Source organism: Vibrio sp. 1978 (genome assembly GCF_033344345.1).
This window is the reverse complement of sequence record NZ_JAWPOP010000004.1, coordinates 201,763-217,851: the sequence shown is the minus strand read 5'-3', so window position 1 is coordinate 217,851 and position 16,089 is coordinate 201,763. Positions and strand designations below refer to the sequence as shown.

The 16,089-nt window shown below is 42.8% G+C and carries 15 protein-coding genes; 13 read left to right on the top strand and 2 right to left on the bottom strand.

Annotated features, from left to right (window positions below; all coding sequences use genetic code 11):
* From R8N49_RS06215 to R8N49_RS06185, 7 genes are all read left to right on the top strand, one after another.
* Complete coding sequence (locus R8N49_RS06215; RefSeq protein ID WP_318189880.1) at positions 1-1,314, top strand: TolC family outer membrane protein; 1,314 nt, start codon at positions 1-3, stop codon at positions 1,312-1,314.
* Positions 1,307-1,927, top strand: coding sequence for an OmpA family protein (locus tag R8N49_RS06210; protein WP_053303115.1), 621 nt, complete (start codon positions 1,307-1,309; stop codon positions 1,925-1,927). Before R8N49_RS06215 ends, R8N49_RS06210 begins: the two co-directional genes overlap by 8 nt.
* Positions 1,917-2,759: a phosphate ABC transporter substrate-binding protein gene (locus R8N49_RS06205; protein WP_258489211.1), complete on the top strand. Its 843-nt coding sequence runs from the start codon at positions 1,917-1,919 to the stop codon at positions 2,757-2,759. The genes R8N49_RS06210 and R8N49_RS06205 overlap by 11 nt, the downstream gene beginning before the upstream one ends.
* Positions 2,760-2,937: 178 nt before the next feature.
* Positions 2,938-3,711: a DeoR/GlpR family DNA-binding transcription regulator gene (locus R8N49_RS06200; RefSeq protein ID WP_226083633.1), complete on the top strand. Its 774-nt coding sequence runs from the start codon at positions 2,938-2,940 to the stop codon at positions 3,709-3,711.
* Between the two features lie 11 nt (positions 3,712-3,722).
* Positions 3,723-4,763 carry an oxidoreductase gene (locus R8N49_RS06195; protein ID WP_213907236.1) on the top strand — a complete coding sequence of 347 codons (1,041 nt, stop codon included), beginning with the start codon at positions 3,723-3,725 and terminating at the stop codon, positions 4,761-4,763.
* A complete protein-coding gene (locus R8N49_RS06190) occupies positions 4,760-5,230 on the top strand; it encodes a heme-degrading domain-containing protein (RefSeq protein WP_238970318.1) in 471 nt (156 codons plus the stop codon). Before R8N49_RS06195 ends, R8N49_RS06190 begins: the two co-directional genes overlap by 4 nt.
* Positions 5,231-5,414: 184 nt before the next feature.
* Positions 5,415-6,992 (top strand): sensor domain-containing diguanylate cyclase, encoded by a 1,578-nt coding sequence (locus R8N49_RS06185; RefSeq protein ID WP_005389121.1) that lies wholly within the window; start codon positions 5,415-5,417, stop codon positions 6,990-6,992.
* A gap of 51 nt (positions 6,993-7,043) precedes the next feature.
* Here the strand turns inward: R8N49_RS06185 and R8N49_RS06180 are convergent, their stop codons facing one another.
* Positions 7,044-7,601: a DUF3750 domain-containing protein gene (locus R8N49_RS06180; protein ID WP_054574115.1), complete on the bottom strand. Its 558-nt coding sequence runs from the start codon at positions 7,599-7,601 to the stop codon at positions 7,044-7,046.
* Positions 7,602-8,080: 479 nt separating this feature from the next.
* On the opposite strand from R8N49_RS06180, the gene R8N49_RS06175 reads away from it, so the two are divergent.
* The 5 genes from R8N49_RS06175 (at position 8,081) to R8N49_RS06155 (ending at position 12,411) form a co-directional block, all read left to right on the top strand.
* Positions 8,081-8,443, top strand: coding sequence for a hypothetical protein (locus R8N49_RS06175; protein ID WP_017634013.1), 363 nt, complete (start codon positions 8,081-8,083; stop codon positions 8,441-8,443).
* A 35-nt stretch (positions 8,444-8,478) separates the two neighbouring features.
* Positions 8,479-8,943 (top strand): GNAT family N-acetyltransferase, encoded by a 465-nt coding sequence (locus R8N49_RS06170; RefSeq protein ID WP_017820619.1) that lies wholly within the window; start codon positions 8,479-8,481, stop codon positions 8,941-8,943.
* Positions 8,944-9,191: 248 nt separating this feature from the next.
* Positions 9,192-10,610, top strand: coding sequence for an SLC13 family permease (locus R8N49_RS06165; RefSeq protein ID WP_017634015.1), 1,419 nt, complete (start codon positions 9,192-9,194; stop codon positions 10,608-10,610).
* Between the two features lie 3 nt (positions 10,611-10,613).
* Positions 10,614-11,951 carry an ATP-binding protein gene (locus R8N49_RS06160; protein ID WP_005389108.1) on the top strand — a complete coding sequence of 446 codons (1,338 nt, stop codon included), beginning with the start codon at positions 10,614-10,616 and terminating at the stop codon, positions 11,949-11,951.
* Entirely contained in the window at positions 11,938-12,411 is a 474-nt protein-coding gene (locus tag R8N49_RS06155) for a response regulator (protein WP_005377744.1), read from the top strand. Before R8N49_RS06160 ends, R8N49_RS06155 begins: the two co-directional genes overlap by 14 nt.
* Before the next feature lie 108 nt (positions 12,412-12,519).
* On the opposite strand, the gene R8N49_RS06150 is transcribed toward R8N49_RS06155, so the two are convergent.
* A complete protein-coding gene (locus tag R8N49_RS06150) occupies positions 12,520-14,223 on the bottom strand; it encodes a putative bifunctional diguanylate cyclase/phosphodiesterase (RefSeq protein ID WP_005389107.1) in 1,704 nt (567 codons plus the stop codon).
* 487 nt (positions 14,224-14,710) lie between these two features.
* Here R8N49_RS06150 and R8N49_RS06145 point away from each other — a divergent pair, with 487 nt between their 5' ends.
* On the top strand, positions 14,711-15,928 hold the full coding sequence (locus R8N49_RS06145) for an HD-GYP domain-containing protein (protein ID WP_258489214.1): 1,218 nt from the start codon (positions 14,711-14,713) through the stop codon (positions 15,926-15,928).
* Positions 15,929-16,089: the final 161 nt, after the last annotated feature.

Below are 16,089 nucleotides of genomic sequence, written 5' to 3'. Positions count from 1 at the left end.
ATGCGGCTTAAATCAACGTTATTGGTCTTGTTTGCAGTATCATCGTCGCCAAACGCTTTGACTTTAGAAGAGTCAGTTACGTTATCTCTCGATAGCTCCCCAAGTTTGCTTGCTCGCTATTCTCGCTATGAGTCGACGGTACGAGACCGAAATGCCATAAATGGTTCATTTCTTCCTCAGGTTAATTTGTATGCAGCAGCAGGGTACGAAGGTACTCGATATAACAACGGAAACTACATCGACAGTGAAGATAGAACATTAGAAAGAACGGAGATGGGCGTAAGAATCTCCCAACTGTTATTTGATGGATTTAAAACAAGTGCTGACGTTGATCGCTTATCTTACGAGGCTGAAGCTGAACGCTTGGGCTTATTGGCATCTGCGGAAAATGTCGCATTAGATACTGTCAGAGCGTATGTGGACGTTTTACATGCCCGAGAGTTGATGAAACTGACAGAAAGAAACCTAAGTGAACACCAAGAGATCTACCGTTTCATTCTAGATAAAAAAGAAAAAGGTTTAACCAGCAACTCCGATTTAGCACAGGTTTCTTCGCGTGTCGCGACAACACAGTCCTCATTGATTGCCGCCCAAAACAATCTTTCCGATGCTAGAACAAGATTTGTACGTTTAGTTGGTCGAGCGCCGCAAAACTTAGTTGAGCCTGTTTACCCGCAGGAATTGCTTCCGAATAAGCTTGACGAAGCACTTAAACAAGCGGTTAGGTTGCACCCATCCATACAGTCGGCGATGAAAGATTTAGAGGCGGCTCGACATGAAGTAAAAAGAGAAAAGGGGGATTACTACCCAGAGCTCAAGCTTGAGCTGTCAGCCAACAAAACAGACAACGTGGATAATATTGAAGGCATTAACGAAGATGCAAAGGTTATGCTGACGGTCAACTACGATCTTTTTAACGGCTTTTCTACAGACTCCCGAGTGGAGTCATCCGCCTGGAGAGTAGAGGAGGCGAGGGCTATTCGAGCAAATGCAGAACTAGATGCGAATGAAGGTGTAAGGCTGGCATGGGACGCACATACATTGCTTCAACAGCAAATGGAGTTTTTAAAAGTCAACGTTGATGCGGCGAAAGTAACTGAATTAGGGTACATCCAGCAGTTCAATGTAGGGCGACGCAGTTTGTTAGATGTATTAGATGCCAAAGTTGAAACGTTTGTTGCGAGACGGAACTATACCCGAACAAAGTACGATCATTTGGTTGCCACTTACCGTTTATTCAACTCGATGGGGATTCTGACTTATGCGTTGCGAGTTGAGTATCCAGAGAACTGGAAGGAGAACAATAATGGATAAATTCGCAGTGACGAGTCTTCTAGTTTTTATGTTAGCAGGCTGTGCTGAATCACCGAATACGACGTTGACCACTTACCAGTACAACGACCTTAAAGACAATGATAGTGATGGCGTGATAAACCAACGAGATAACTGCGCAGATACGCCAAAAGGTGTCGTTGTTGACAGTGAAGGCTGTGCGAATTGGGTCAACGACTCGCAGACGCACCTGATCAGCTTTTTCTTTGCGATGGATGAGCATCAGGTAACGCCATCTCATGATATGCCGCTAAGCGAGTTGAAAGCACTGCTTCAGAGTAACCCAAATGCGCAAGTCATACTGATAGGAGACACAAGCCCTGAAGCGTCACTCGAATACAACAAAGCGTTGGCAAAGAAAAGGACGGCAGCTATACGAGAATTGCTAGTGAGAAACGGCATTCAAGATAATCGAATTGAAGAGCAAGAGTTTTATCAGAATACGGCATTGACGGTACAACTAAAAAAACGGGAAAGGCGCACAATTGCTGTTGTAAACACGAAAGCTGAAAGTACTGAACAAGCGTGGACTATATTTAGTTCGGACAGCGAGTTGACACCTAATTCGAAGTTGGAGCTGAATTATGAAAATTAAAGTCTTGCCTTTCCTTGCTCTAACTTCATGTTTGATTTCACCGCTGGCATTTTCTGACTCTGAGGCTCGAACATCGATTTTTGTCGAGCCAGAGATACTAGAAACGATAGAAACATTGATAGATGAGCCAAATGTAAATGTAGCGCTTGCATCTCAGTCTGGTGGTTTTAACGACATGCTAAATGACGGAACCTCTATTGCGATCACATTTAAGAAATGGTCAGATGAAAACATCTCCCGATTTCAACGAGAAAGAGGCCACAGGCCTACACGTTTGTTTTTAATGGCAAACGCTATTGTCGTAATCAATAGTCAAAAGAGTACGGTAGATAGTTTTTCCGTTAGTGAATTGAAACGCTGTGATGCAAATACGTATGCTTTCGGGGAGATGCGTTTAAGTAACCCAGATGTGAGCTCTAATGGTTGTCAATCATCGATTCAAATGCTTGATGAAGACCGATTGAAACGGGCTTTAAGCGACGACTTGTCAGCCAAAGCTTATATGCGATACTCCGATTTTAAATACTCAGAACAGTGGTCGAGCTACAAGGCTCTCTCTGTTCATCATAATGATGACTCATGCTCTTTGAGCACAGATTGCATCTATTCTCTTCGCTATCCATTTTCCGTGGTCTATTACGTTTATATAAATAAACAATTCGACACTAATCAGAAGATCAAAAAATCAAAGCTATTTGAACTCCTTACAACCGACCACAATACACAACAGGTACGAAATGCTGGGTTTATTCCACTACCAAAAGCGCTTATTAAAAGAAATAGAGTGCAGTTAGGGCTAGATGAGCCAGTTGTTTTAAATGGGTATAAATAAACTTCATACGCCTAACTATGTGGGCTTGAGTGAACGTACCGTCCTAGGAAGTTTTGCCTTGCTGCTCATTTATCTTTGGTTAACCTTTGGTCAATTGAGTTGGTTGTAAGTGGTTTTGTTGGTAATTTTTCTATTATTGTGGCAAGTTTGCTTAAAACCACTTAAGTGAATTTAAGTTATGACACAAGAAGAAAGACTCGTAGCACTCAGAGCGAAGCTGGAGCAGCAAAACAAAGTAACGTTGTCTGAAGTTTGTGAGTACTTTGGTATCTCGCGAGATTCAGCTCGCCGAGACTTAGTTAAGTTGAGTCAGCAACCTGGGTTACAAAGAATACGAGGTGGTGTCATGCTTGCGCCGATCTCTTCCCATACCGAGGCATACGCGAGTCGACCCGTGAGTGACGTTAAACATCGACTAGCTCAAGCTGCCGCAGCGTTGTTGGATGAGCGCGACCATCTTGTTATTGATACCAGCACCATTTTGTCTCTGCTCCCACTCTATGCAGGAAAAGCGCGTTGTGGAGAAAACAAGCTCAACGTTGTCACTAACAGCATTGATGTGCTGACCGCTGCTGAGACAAACGACACAATGGACGTTCATTTCTTAGGCGGACACTTTGACCCTTATGCCAGAGCAGTTTTAGGGGCGCAAGCAGAGCAGCAAATGCAGCATTATCACGTGAACAAAGCGTTCATTGGCGTGTGTGCATTGTCATCCCGAGGGCTGACAACAAATAGTTTGTTAGAAGCAACATTGAAACAAGCGATGATTGCTCAAGCTCAGCAGGTCATCGTCGTTTGTGAATCCCGAAAAATTGGTAGCGACAATTTCCACCACGTATGTGATTTGTCAAAGATCGACATCATTATTACCGATCATCCCCCTCAATCAGATTTTCAACAACTCCTCGATCACAATGATATTGAATGTATTGTTGTGTCACCGAAATAAGGAATCTTAGAATGGCTTACGATCCCGTAAAAACCGCTGTGATTGGTTACGGATATTCAGCAAAAACGTTTCATTTACCCTTCATTAAAGCGCTACCAAATTTAACGCTGAGCGCGATAAGCTCGCGTCAACAGGAGGCGGTTCAAAATGATTGGCCAGATGCTAAGTGGTTTTCTGATGCGAATACTCTACTCGATGATAGTGATGTAGAGCTCGTAATCATTACTGCGCCAAATGACGTACATTACGAACTTGCAAAGCGTGCGTTGAACAATGGGAAACACGTCATCGTCGAGAAACCGTTTGTTACTCGTATAGAAGACGGTAATGAACTTATCGCCTTGGCGGAAGAGAAAGGTCTGGTGCTGAGCGTTTTTCACAATAGACGTTGGGATGGAGATTTTCTCACGGTTAAATCTCTTATCGAACAAGGTAAGTTAGGTGATATAAAGCTATTCGAGTCACACTTTGACCGTTACCGCCCTGAAGTTCGTCAACGCTGGCGAGAGCTAGCTCAAGATGGTGGTGGTATTCTATTCGACCTTGCTCCTCATCTTCTCGATCAAGCATTGGTGTTGTTTGGCTTGCCAGATGCGATAGACGCACAATGTCGAATGATGCGCCCGGGTGCGACAACGATTGATTATTACAACTTGATACTTTATTACCCTGAGCATATTGTGCACTTGCATTCAAACTTGTATAGCCCAGAGCCGAATCTCCGCTACAAAGTATTGGGCACGGAAGCTAAATATGAAAAGTTTGGATTAGATCCTCAAGAGGGCTACTTAAAAGAAGGCCGTTTGCCGGAAAACGATGCTTGGTCGGAAGAAGATGAGGCGTTATACGGCGTCCGTTACGACGAAGACGGTGCGCAAACTATCAAAACGGAGAGAGGCGCGTACCAAGCTTACTTTGTTGGTGTGGCAGACGCCATTCGTTTGGGCACTGATAACCCGGTTCCTGCCGCTCAAGCAGTACAGAATATCGCTCTGATTGAGATGGCATTGGAAAGCAGTAAAACGGGTAAAACGATTCAGGTGAAACCATGAGTTTGACGCTTGAACTCGTGGCCCAGCAAGAGCATGAACTTCAGTTGGCGGAATTTAATCACCATATTGCGTGGTCTATCGGCCTTGCTCTAAAAGAAGAGGCTGAAGCTCGCGGCGCGGCTGTTGCTATTGAGGTTTACGGCTTTGGACAAACGCTATTTCAATACGCGATGGCAGGAACCTGTGCTGATCATGTAGATTGGGTCCGTAGGAAGCGAAACTCAGTATTAAGGTATGGCCACAGCTCTTATTATCTTTCTCTGTACAACAAGCAAAAGCAACGTGATTTCGAAAATCAGCCTCATCTCGATGCTCGTGAGTACTGTGCTCATGGTGGCGCGTTCCCAATTCGGCTTTCTGGGTCTGGTTTGGTTGGGGTTGTGACGGTATCGGGTTTACCGCAGTTAGATGATCATCAGCTAGTTGTGGATATATTAAAAACGATGACAGAGACAAAACCCTCTTAAACGCCAAATATGAAAGTAGCACGGTTCTTTATCGTGCTACTGAATTCTCTTTTTAGCTCATAAAGTGTTCTTTAATGTGAGCAAATATTAACATTGATCCCAACTTACTACCTGAAAATCAAATCAATTTCATATAACCTATACGCTCATTTATATAGAAAGCCTTCAAAGTTGGCCATTGGCAATGTCTTTTAGAAGAAAAGAAAAACTCAATCTTAGAAATCTTATTGTCACCCTATGTGTGTTCAGTGTGCTTGTCACTTTGATCAACGCATTCTACTCGATTTATCGTGTTCAAAGGGATCTCATCATCAATAACACGTTAGAATCAAACCGTGTTTACGCCCAAAAAATGTCTGAAATGACAGACTCTTTCATAGAAAGCTCAATGTCGCAGCTAAAATACAGTGCGAACGTGCTAAAAGACAAGATGCATGACGCTCAGCTTCTTGATAAAGAGGCTGAGAGATTAAGAACGCAAACCAAATCATTTAACTCTGTGGTTGTCGTTAATGCAAAAGGGGTTATTATTTCTGTATCCCCTGAAACACTTCAGGTGAAAGGTGTAAGGTTAGTGGGTGAAAGAAAACGCCAGTCTTTAAACGCTCAAGCACCGGTTGTTACTGAACCATTTATATCGCCAGCTGGAAATTACTTGTTAACCATCTCATACCCTATATTTTCTCAATCTAATGAATATTTAGGTTATATCGGCGGCACTATTTATCTAGAAAAAGAAAATATTCTTGCAGAGTTACTCAGCCAGCACGCATACAAAGATGGTTCTTTCCTTTACGTTGTCGATGAGAGTAACACTCTGATTTATCACCCAGATCAGTCGAGAGTTGGTGAAGTAATCGACGATAATGAGGCAATCAAAGCGGTGACGATGGGGCAGAGCGGTAACAAAGAAATTGTTAACTCTCGCGGCGTCGAAATGCTTGCTGGTTATGCACCAGTAAAGTCATCAGGATGGGGAATTGTTGCTCAGCGCCCGAAATCGATGACGTTATCTGTGCTAGATGAACAGATGTGGAATGTTTTCCTTAAGTCGATTCCAATTGGTTTATTAACTTTGTTACTAATTTGGTTCTTGTCCCTTCTTATTTCTAGACCACTTTGGCAGTTAGCTGGTGCTGTGCGAGGTGTCGAAGAACATTCATCATCTATCGATGACCTCAAACTGGTTAAGTCTTGGTATTTTGAGGTCTCACATTTGAAGCTTAGTTTTCTTAAAGCATTTGGTATCGTGTCAAAAACCATTGATAAGCTGCAACTGGATACATTAACAGATTCGATGACTGGATTATTGAATCGACGTGGATTAGATAAAGTTCTTGGTTTGTTTAAGCAGGAAAATACCGCGTTCTCTGTTTTGGCGCTAGATATTGACCACTTTAAGAGCGTAAACGATAACTATGGCCATGACGTGGGTGACAACTTACTTAGAGAGTTTGCGCAGTTAATGAAAGACCAAGCTCGCTCTAATGATCACCTGTGTCGTTCTGGCGGTGAAGAGTTTATGATGTTTTTGGAAAAAACAGACGTAAACCACGCTATGGATGTTGCAGAGCGTATTAGACACAACGTGGAACAACATGACTTTCAGGTGGTTGGTAAGGTCACGGTTTCGTTGGGCGTTTCTCACTGGAAAGGCAATGACACACCAATTGAAGCGGTAATGAAAGACGCCGATAATGCACTGTATAAAGCGAAACATAATGGAAGAAATAGAACGGAGTTGGGTGACGACGCACAATAGATATTGCGCTTTATGCTGAACATAAAACGAGCCAGTGACTAACCTTTGCTGTTAATCGCTGGCGTAACCGCTACCAATTGCGCGAAACGGCAAGTTTAGCTCTAACTCTGGAATTTGTTTACCCACCCAAGCCGGAAATGTATTGCTATTTGGCCCTGGAAACAGCGTATATTCTTCAGCCCAAGGGTATTGGTTAATAACACTTTGTATTTTAGGGATAAGCTGGCGGGCCTTTTCACCTTGTATGGAGAGGATCTTTTCTGGTTTTGCACCATACCAATATCGATCTGGCGTCCCAGTTTGGTACTGATATAGAGCGGGTTGTCCGCGATTCACTCTCCAGCCGACTACTTCATACACTGTATATTCGTTCGCATTTTCAGGCTTTATTGCAAACCATGTATGAACAGCAAACCAGCCTCGCCAACCAAACGCATCTGCGGCGTAAAACTCAATCACAGCATGCTTAACATTAGAAGGGTCGGGTGCGATACCCGCAGGTTCTCTGCTAGCAGTACGCCAATCTCCTTGAGTGCATCCACCCAGCATAACCGCGATTGACATGAACCCAATTTTTACAAGGTGAGTAAAGTTGAGAAGGTCTTTCATTTATTGCTCCTAGACCAACCGATGTTGGTAACGCTCTACTGATTTTAGCTATAAAAACGTGGCAAGCCTGATTGTTGAAATCCTCTCCTTATTAAAAGAGAGAGGGAAGTTAGTGCCATAATTCCAGTTCATACGTAATAATAAGGTAAGCCGATTTGTAACATGTGGCATAGACGATGCCGTATTTCTCGAACGATTCGTCTAGTTGCGTATGAAAAAGTAAGAGGTTGTATGTATTCCTTACACGACCACATGAATTAAAAGCATTAAAAAACAGAGGTTTACAGTGGATTTTGACTGATTGAGTGAGTTTGGGACCCTCACATTGTCTCACATTTGCTTGTTTTGGGCGGAATTTTCATCGCTCATCTTTTTGCGCGTTTAGAGTCAGCGTTCAGCTATGGCACAATAGGCGCTCACAGAACAAGTGCTGTTTGGTCATGCAAATAGCAGAAAAATAACTAGAAATAGAATAATTAATGTTTAAATCAAAAAGTATACTCGCATTAAGCATGTTCGCATTTGGCTGTTTTGCCAATCAAGATAGCGAACCAACGTCCGTTGTGCTGAACTATGGTGATTCCTCCATCAGTACTGATATTCAAGCCAATCGAAAATTTCATGTTGTCCGAGACAATGAAAGTGAGCACGTAGAATTTTCCGGCGGAATCACAAAGGAGTATTCCGATTATATTGTGAATATTCATATCATAAGAAAAAGCAATATACGCAGATCAAGCCGTGAGCTGAATACTACCGTATTGATGAACAGTGATCAGATTGGGAAGCCTTTAGTGATTGGCATTGAAAATGATGAGTTCACTAGTATCACTTTGCGTTAATGCTTAGTATTTATTGAATAGGAATGAGGAAATTGATGCTCTCAATACGCTGTTATCGCACCGAGGATGCCCCAACACTGTGGGCACTCTTTTACCATACTGTGCGAATCATTAATCGTCGCGATTATACGGAATCACAAGTTTCCGCTTGGGCACCATCAGATTTTGACCTCGATGTGTGGCAACGAAAAATGGACGATATTCAACCATACGTCGCGGAGATAGAAGGGCAGGTCGTTGGCTATTGTGATTTGCAAGGTGACGGCTTGATTGATCATTTCTTTTGCCATCATGAATACCAAGGACAAGGTGTTGGTCGTGATTTGATGTCTTTTCTTTTTTCACAGGCGAAAGTACAGGGGATAAAACGACTGTATTCTGAAGTGAGTATTACCGCCCGACCTTTTTACGAGAAAATGGGTTTCACAGTTAAGTCTCGACAACGTGTTGAGGTTAGGGGAGAAACCTTAACTAACTTTATGATGGAAAAGTATATTTAACTTAAATAGTGAGCATTTAGTGAGCTTGAACACAGATATAAAATGTTTTCCAATGTGAAAACGAGTTCATTGATCTCGCACCAACGTTTTGTTTGAAAACAGTGTACATAATCTTCTCTGGAACACCATTACCGCATTTCGTCTCTGAAGGCTTAAAAACAGTCTGAAAGTTTTGGTTTTGCGGCGGGTAATAGCGTTCCAAACGCCAAATGTGTCTGGCTAACCATCTCAGGAAGAGAAGTAGTACTATGCGCCCTTATCTCAAATACGTTGTTCCAACATTGATACCATTGCTTGTTTGGTTGATGCCTCTCTCTGCGTTCCCATTTGATGGCATTACTATCGTCCAGCAAAGAGTGATTGCAATCTTCTTGCTTGCCGCACTTTGCTGGGTATTCGAGCCAATTCCAATCTACGCCACTTCGGTTGTGATCATTGTCCTAGAGCTATTGCTTGTATCAAATAAAGGTATTGTGCTCTTTCGTTTGCAAGAAGGGCAGCCACATTTTGGTGAGCTATTACAATACAACGAGATAATGGCGACCTTCGCTAGTCCGATTATCATGCTCTTCCTCGGCGGTTTCTTTTTGGCTATGGCGGCGACAAAGTACAGGTTAGATGTCAACTTAGCCCGAGTGTTACTCAAACCATTTGGACAAAAACCAAAGTTCGTTATGCTGGGGTTGATGCTGATCACCGCTGTTTTTTCTATGTTTATGTCAAACACCGCAACAACAGCGATGATGTTGTCCATTTTAACCCCTGTGATAGCGGTTTTCGGGCCTAAAGACCCAGGTCGAATTGCATTCGCCTTGTGTATTCCTGTTGCAGCCAACATTGGTGGCATTGGTACTCCAATCGGCACGCCACCGAATGCCATCGCCCTAAAATATTTGGTTGGTGACAACTTAATTACGTTTGGTGAATGGATGGTATTTGGTGTGCCATTCGTTATTGTGATGATGGCGTTAGCCTGGTTTCTGATTGGCTTTTTGTATAAAGCCGAACAAACCACCATCGATCTGAACATTAAAAGCAAGTTTTTGAAAACACCCAAAGCAATAATGGTTTACGTCACCTTTGCCGGCACGATTATTCTTTGGTTGATGGGTTCTGCACATGGAATGAATTCTTACACAGTAGCATTGATTCCGGTGGCAGTGTTCTCATTGACGGGCATCATCAACAAAGAAGACTTGAAGAAAATCTCTTGGGATGTGCTTTGGTTGGTGTCAGGCGGTATTGCTCTGGGCCTTGCTCTAGATAAAACCGGGCTTGCGAAGCTGGTGGTACACAGCATTCCGTTTGATCAGTTCTCGCCATATGTTGTCTTGTTTGGTGCGGCTTTCTTGTGCTTGTTAATGGCAAACTTTATGTCGCATACTGCCACCGCAAACTTGCTGATGCCGATTATGGCTGCGTTAGGTACCTCTATGGCTTCGTTAACGCCTCTCGGCGGTGAAGTTACTCTGATCTTAGTCGTGACATTTGCTGCTTCACTCGGTATGTCGTTACCAATCAGTACGCCACCAAACGCGTTAGCTCATGCAACAGGGCATGTCGAGAGCGGCCAAATGGCTCGTATCGGTGCCGTGCTAGGCGTGATTGGCGTATTACTCAGCTTTGTGATGGTGTGGATTTTACATACTGTTGGGCATATTGGATAACCCATGTACGAAACGAAGTTAGACGCGTTAGTACAACGCTACTTTAATCACCTTGAACGCCGATTAACGGTTTTATCCGGGTCGGTGCTTATTGAGCAAGCTGGCTACAATGATCGCTTGTACTATGTGCTGTCGGGAGAACTGGCGGGCTATTACGCGGAAGATGACAAGAAACCGATTCAGGTATTTTCTGCGTCTCAAGGTGCGTTTATTGGCGTACATAGTTTCTTTTCTGGTACGTGGACTGCCTCTTCGACAGTGATTGCTCAAACCGATGTTGAATTGGCTTGGATACAGCGTGATACGCCTGCCGTGGAAGAAGCGACATACGGACCATTGACGACACAATTTATGCCTGTGATGGTTAACGAATTATCTCGTCGTCAACGGCGTGCAATGCAAGAGGCATTAGCTAAAGAAAAAGCGCTACAAAAGCTTCATACCGCAGAGCAAATGACAACGTTGGGGCAGCTTGCAGCGGGTATTGCTCATGAGTTGAACAATGCGATAGGCGTTGTAAGCAGTAAATCAGAACGGCTAGAGACAGTTATCATGGAACTGCTTGAAGAAGTTCATCCGGAAGCGAGTCAATTTTTTGATTTTGGTTTAATGCAAGGGCAGAAAGTCTCTTCTAGCGAAGCGAGAAAGCGGGGGCGTCACTTCGAAAAATACTACGGTTTAACCAAGGAGGTTGCTCGTGATCTTGCACGTGCCGTTCCAAATAACTTCCTTTCAGAACATTGGCTAAAAAGACCAGAAGAAGCGATACGTTTCTGGCAAATGGGGCGAGATCTCCATGACTTACGCATCGCTTCTAAACATACCGTTGGCATTGTGCGATCCGTAAAACAATTGGGGCGCACGGATATCGACTTGGATGAAGCGATTAACATCAATGATTCAATCAATCGCGCCTTGGCTCTATTGCAAAGTGACTTAAGACGAGTGAGTGTTCGTTTTAGCCCTGCGGATTTACCTGCTTTTATTGGTTCTCAAACCGAACTCGTCCAAGTTTGGGTAAATATCTTAAAGAATGCGTGCGATGCACTTGGTGAAACGGAGAAACCCGGTATCGAAATACATACTCGGGAGAGTAAGGGTAAAATTTTGGTCACGATTGCTAACAACGGACCAGAAATTGATGAAGCGACACGTAGAAAAATTTTCCGGCCAAACTTCACCACTAAAAAGGGGGGATTGTCGTTTGGTTTAGGGTTAGGTCTGTCGATTGTGAAGCGCATTATCGCCGGATATAACGGCTCTATTGTGGTAAAGAGCGACAGTGAAAAAACGATTTTTAGAATCAAGTTACCAGTAGAGGGTGAACATGGAGAAGCTTAATGTAATTTGCGTTGATGACCAACGAGAGGTACTAAGCGCGGTTCTACAAGATTTAGAGCCGTTAAATCAATGGTTGAATGTCGAAGACTGCGAATCAGCAGGTGAGGCTCTAGAACTGATGGATGAATTTGATGCAGAAGGCGAGATGATCGCATTGATTATTTCCGATCATGTGATGCCAGGTAAAACGGGAGTAGAACTGCTGACCGATGTATCAAAAGACGGTCGTTTTGGCTTTACGAGGAAAGTGCTTCTTACCGGGCAAGCGACGCACACCGATACGATTAATGCGATCAACTCCGCAGGCATTGACCGCTACTTTGAAAAACCATGGCAAGCAAGCCAATTAATAGAGTGCGTTAGAAACCTGGTGACCCAATATATCTTTGATGTGGGCTTAGATTACACTCAGTATCACGAACATTTAGATCAGAGTGTGGTGTTTGAACGCCTACGTTAATTAGGGGGCATTAAGCTTTGTTTTCGTCACGGCCAGTTAGTGTCTGAAATCTATAGTGAATAGTTCAGCATGTTTAACGTGGCCGTGCGGAATATTGCTCTAGTATGCTTAACTCAACGAATAGCGGCTTGCACTGGCAACAGACAGTGGCTTAGAGAACCAATAACCTTGCAGATAATCGACGCCCATTTCGGTAAAAAATTCACACATTTTGGCGTCTTCAATTCCCTCAATCACTACTTCAATACTATTTTCCTGGCACATAGTGATAAGAAACTTCAGATATTCTTGTGAAGAGCGGTTGGTTAGTGTTTTCCACGCCATCGACCTATCTATTTTGATTTGTGTCATCGGGAGGTCGAAGAAGCTATTTAATGAACTGTAACCCGATCCAAAGTCATCCAGAGAGAGTGCAAATCCTAGTTCCCTGAGGGTATTCAGAGGGGCAATGGCTGTCTGATTATTATCCAAAATAAACGTTTCTGTTAGTTCCAACACAATAGACTCAGGATCGACACCAACCTCATCCGCCATGGCTTTAATTCGCGCAGGGAATTCACTATTCATTAACTGAAGTACAGAAACATTCACGTTGACACGAACTTGGTTTTGGTAACGCTCACGGTAGTTTTTGATAAATTCACACGCTTTGGCAAAGACTTGATATCCGAGTTCGACAATCAAACCTTTGTTCTCTGCGACGGGGATGAATTCGTCTGGATAAATTTCGCCAAACTCTTTGCTACGCCAGCGAACCAGAGATTCGAAGCTCACCACTTTTGAGCTTTTGGCGTCAATAATTGGCTGAAACTTAACGCTTAATGTCTGTTTTTCTAGTGCACTTTTTAGACCTTGTTCAATAAAGAAATAACGGTCTACGGCATGCTGAGTTTTCTCACTGTAAACCGCAACACGGTCTTTATTCTGCTCGCTTGCGTACTGACAAGTTCGTGCTGCTTTACGTAATATTTCCTCTGCTGAGTGACTTGGATCTATGCAAGGATACAAACCAATACTAATGTTACTTCCTAAGTATTGGCCCTCTTCAATCACTGCCTCGTGGTAGGTTTCCTTTAAACTTTCGGCATAACTTTGCAGCGTTTCTACCGAGCATTCATCGTGAATCAAAATCGCAAAGTCATCATCATGTACGCGATATACAGAACTATTTGGAGAAGGTAGGTGACTGAGAGTTTGTAGCAATTTTTCCACTAACCCATCGACCAACTCGCTGCCATATTGATTTAAGTAAGATTTAATCTCTTCTATCTGAATGTAACAGATAGATGCACAAGAATCGGTGGCTCGCACACTATCTTCAATATCCAGCAAGAGATGGGCGCGATTAGCCATACCTGACGCATTGTCATGAAATGCGACTTGATGAATGTAGCTTTCCATCAGCTTGCGTTCAGAAATATCACGGTGGCTACCAACCATATAATGACCATGTTCTGTTTCTTTGGTCATGGCTACGCCTTCAATCCAGACGTACTGTCCATTGGGTTTACGCACGCGGTAGGTCGTTGTGACCCTCGTGTTGTTGGTAATGATGTGAGCATCGACCCGAGTGGAGAGTCTTTCTCGATCGAGAGGGTGAACAAGGTCTAACCATTGCTCTAAGCTGATTCGACCAGCGTTGATACCAAGCTGCTCATAAAAGCCCTTGTTATAAAATACCATGGTGCCAAACTCATCCATGTAAAAGAGGCCTTCGTTAAATACATCGAAGATATGAATGAATCGTTCTTCGACGATTTTTAGGAACTCTCGGTCACTATCTGAGACTTGTTGGTCAAATATGGTGGTCAAGATATTTCCTCCTCGAGCCTTTTAGCATCAGAGATGAGTGTTGGGGTTGATAACATAGAGTGGATCTGCTGGCGTACATTACAATCACAAAAGTGTCAGTTCAAATTGTTTGGCTATCATTTTATGCGCTACTAGGTTAATAACATACTAAGATTAGGCGGCTAATCATCGACATTTATAAAAAATAGTCAACAGTAAAAATCATTTATAAAATACAGTTATTGATGCCGTCCGCAATCTATAAATATTTATGAATAATTATCCTAAAGTTATTTTCAGTTGTGTCGGTATCAATGTGCTGTTTTCTAACGTCATTTGTATATATGTTATCTTGGATAAAACCATAATAACAAAAAGGACTTAATGAGCGCGACCGATTATTAATTGACAGGATGCTCATTAATTATAATCAATTCAAATTTATTATCACGCCAAGTAATCAAATCTCTTATAATGCGGACGTTAATATCGAGTAAGCCTTCTTTATATGCAGTACGATCCGAAAAATTCAATCAAAATTGCGCTCGCTGATATCGGCGTTGGTATGTTTGTTACCGCGATAGAGCACAACAAGCGCGTCAATTTAGCCAATGCAGGGCGGATATCTAGCCCTGAAGGCATTAAGAAGCTTGCTACAAGTGGCGTAAAGTATGTTTGGGTAGATCAAACATTATCTTCGCAGCAGTGTGTCTTCAAGCCTGTAGATGAATCAACTGATGCCACTAAAGAGACGAGAGAGCAGAAACACTCAGATTTTAAGAGGGGTCAACGAACTTATCGTTCGAGAGACATCCAACACAAGCGAGCCAAAAAGCTGATCGCCGAAGCAAAAGATTTGGCGCAGAAACTATTGAATCAAACTTTTGAAGGAAAAATCATTGAAGTTGATGAAGTAGAAGCTTGGGCTGACGATGTCATTGAAAGTGTTTTGATTGACTCAGATGCGTTGCAGTGTGTCTCTGCACTCCGAAAAAAAGACTCTTACTTATTGGAACACTCCGTCAATGTCGCTTGTCTTTTAGTGTCATTCGGTAAGTACTTGGGCTTGGATAAGCCAACGCTAAAACAGCTTGCTGTAGGTGGCATTATTCATGATGTAGGTAAAATTAAAGTCGATGATAAGATCTTGCACAAGCCAGCGAAGCTAACGCCTGAAGAATTTGAACATATGAAGCTACATCAAGTGTTCGCAGGTGAGATTATCCTTCACGTAAAAGGACTTAGTGACGTAAGCCGTGATGTTTGTTTGATGCACCACGAGAAGTTAGATGGCAATGGTTATCCTAGAGGCTTGAAGGGGGAGGAGATTCCAATTCACGGCCGTATGAGCTGTATTGTAGATATCTACGATGCGCTAACGGCTGATCGTTGTTACAAAAAAGGCATGAGTTCTGCCGAAGCGTTTAAAATCTTGTTGAGTCTAACGCCATTTCATTTAGACGCCGACTTAGTTTACAAATTCATTAATTGCATTGGGATGTACCCCGTAGGCTCTATTGTCGAGTTGAACGATGGGCGTGTTGGTATTGTTTGGTCTTCAAATGAATCTCAAGCATTAAAGCCAGAAGTGAAATGTTTCTACTCCCGCAATTATAAACGATACATTGATGTCACGATGGTGGATTTAAAAACGAGTGCGTACAAAATTGAAAGAGCGATAGCACCTTCATCGTTAGAGATCGATCCTAAGCCTTTTTATGATTAAGAGAAATAGATAAGCTTATACAACAGGCTTTACATCCTTGCATGTAGATCGTATTTTATTTGCATAACTATCTATTAATTTTTTCTAAGTTGTTTAGATGCAAGATGGTTATTAAGACCTCGGCTTCATGGATAGAAACCGGGCGATAAAATAGTTCTATA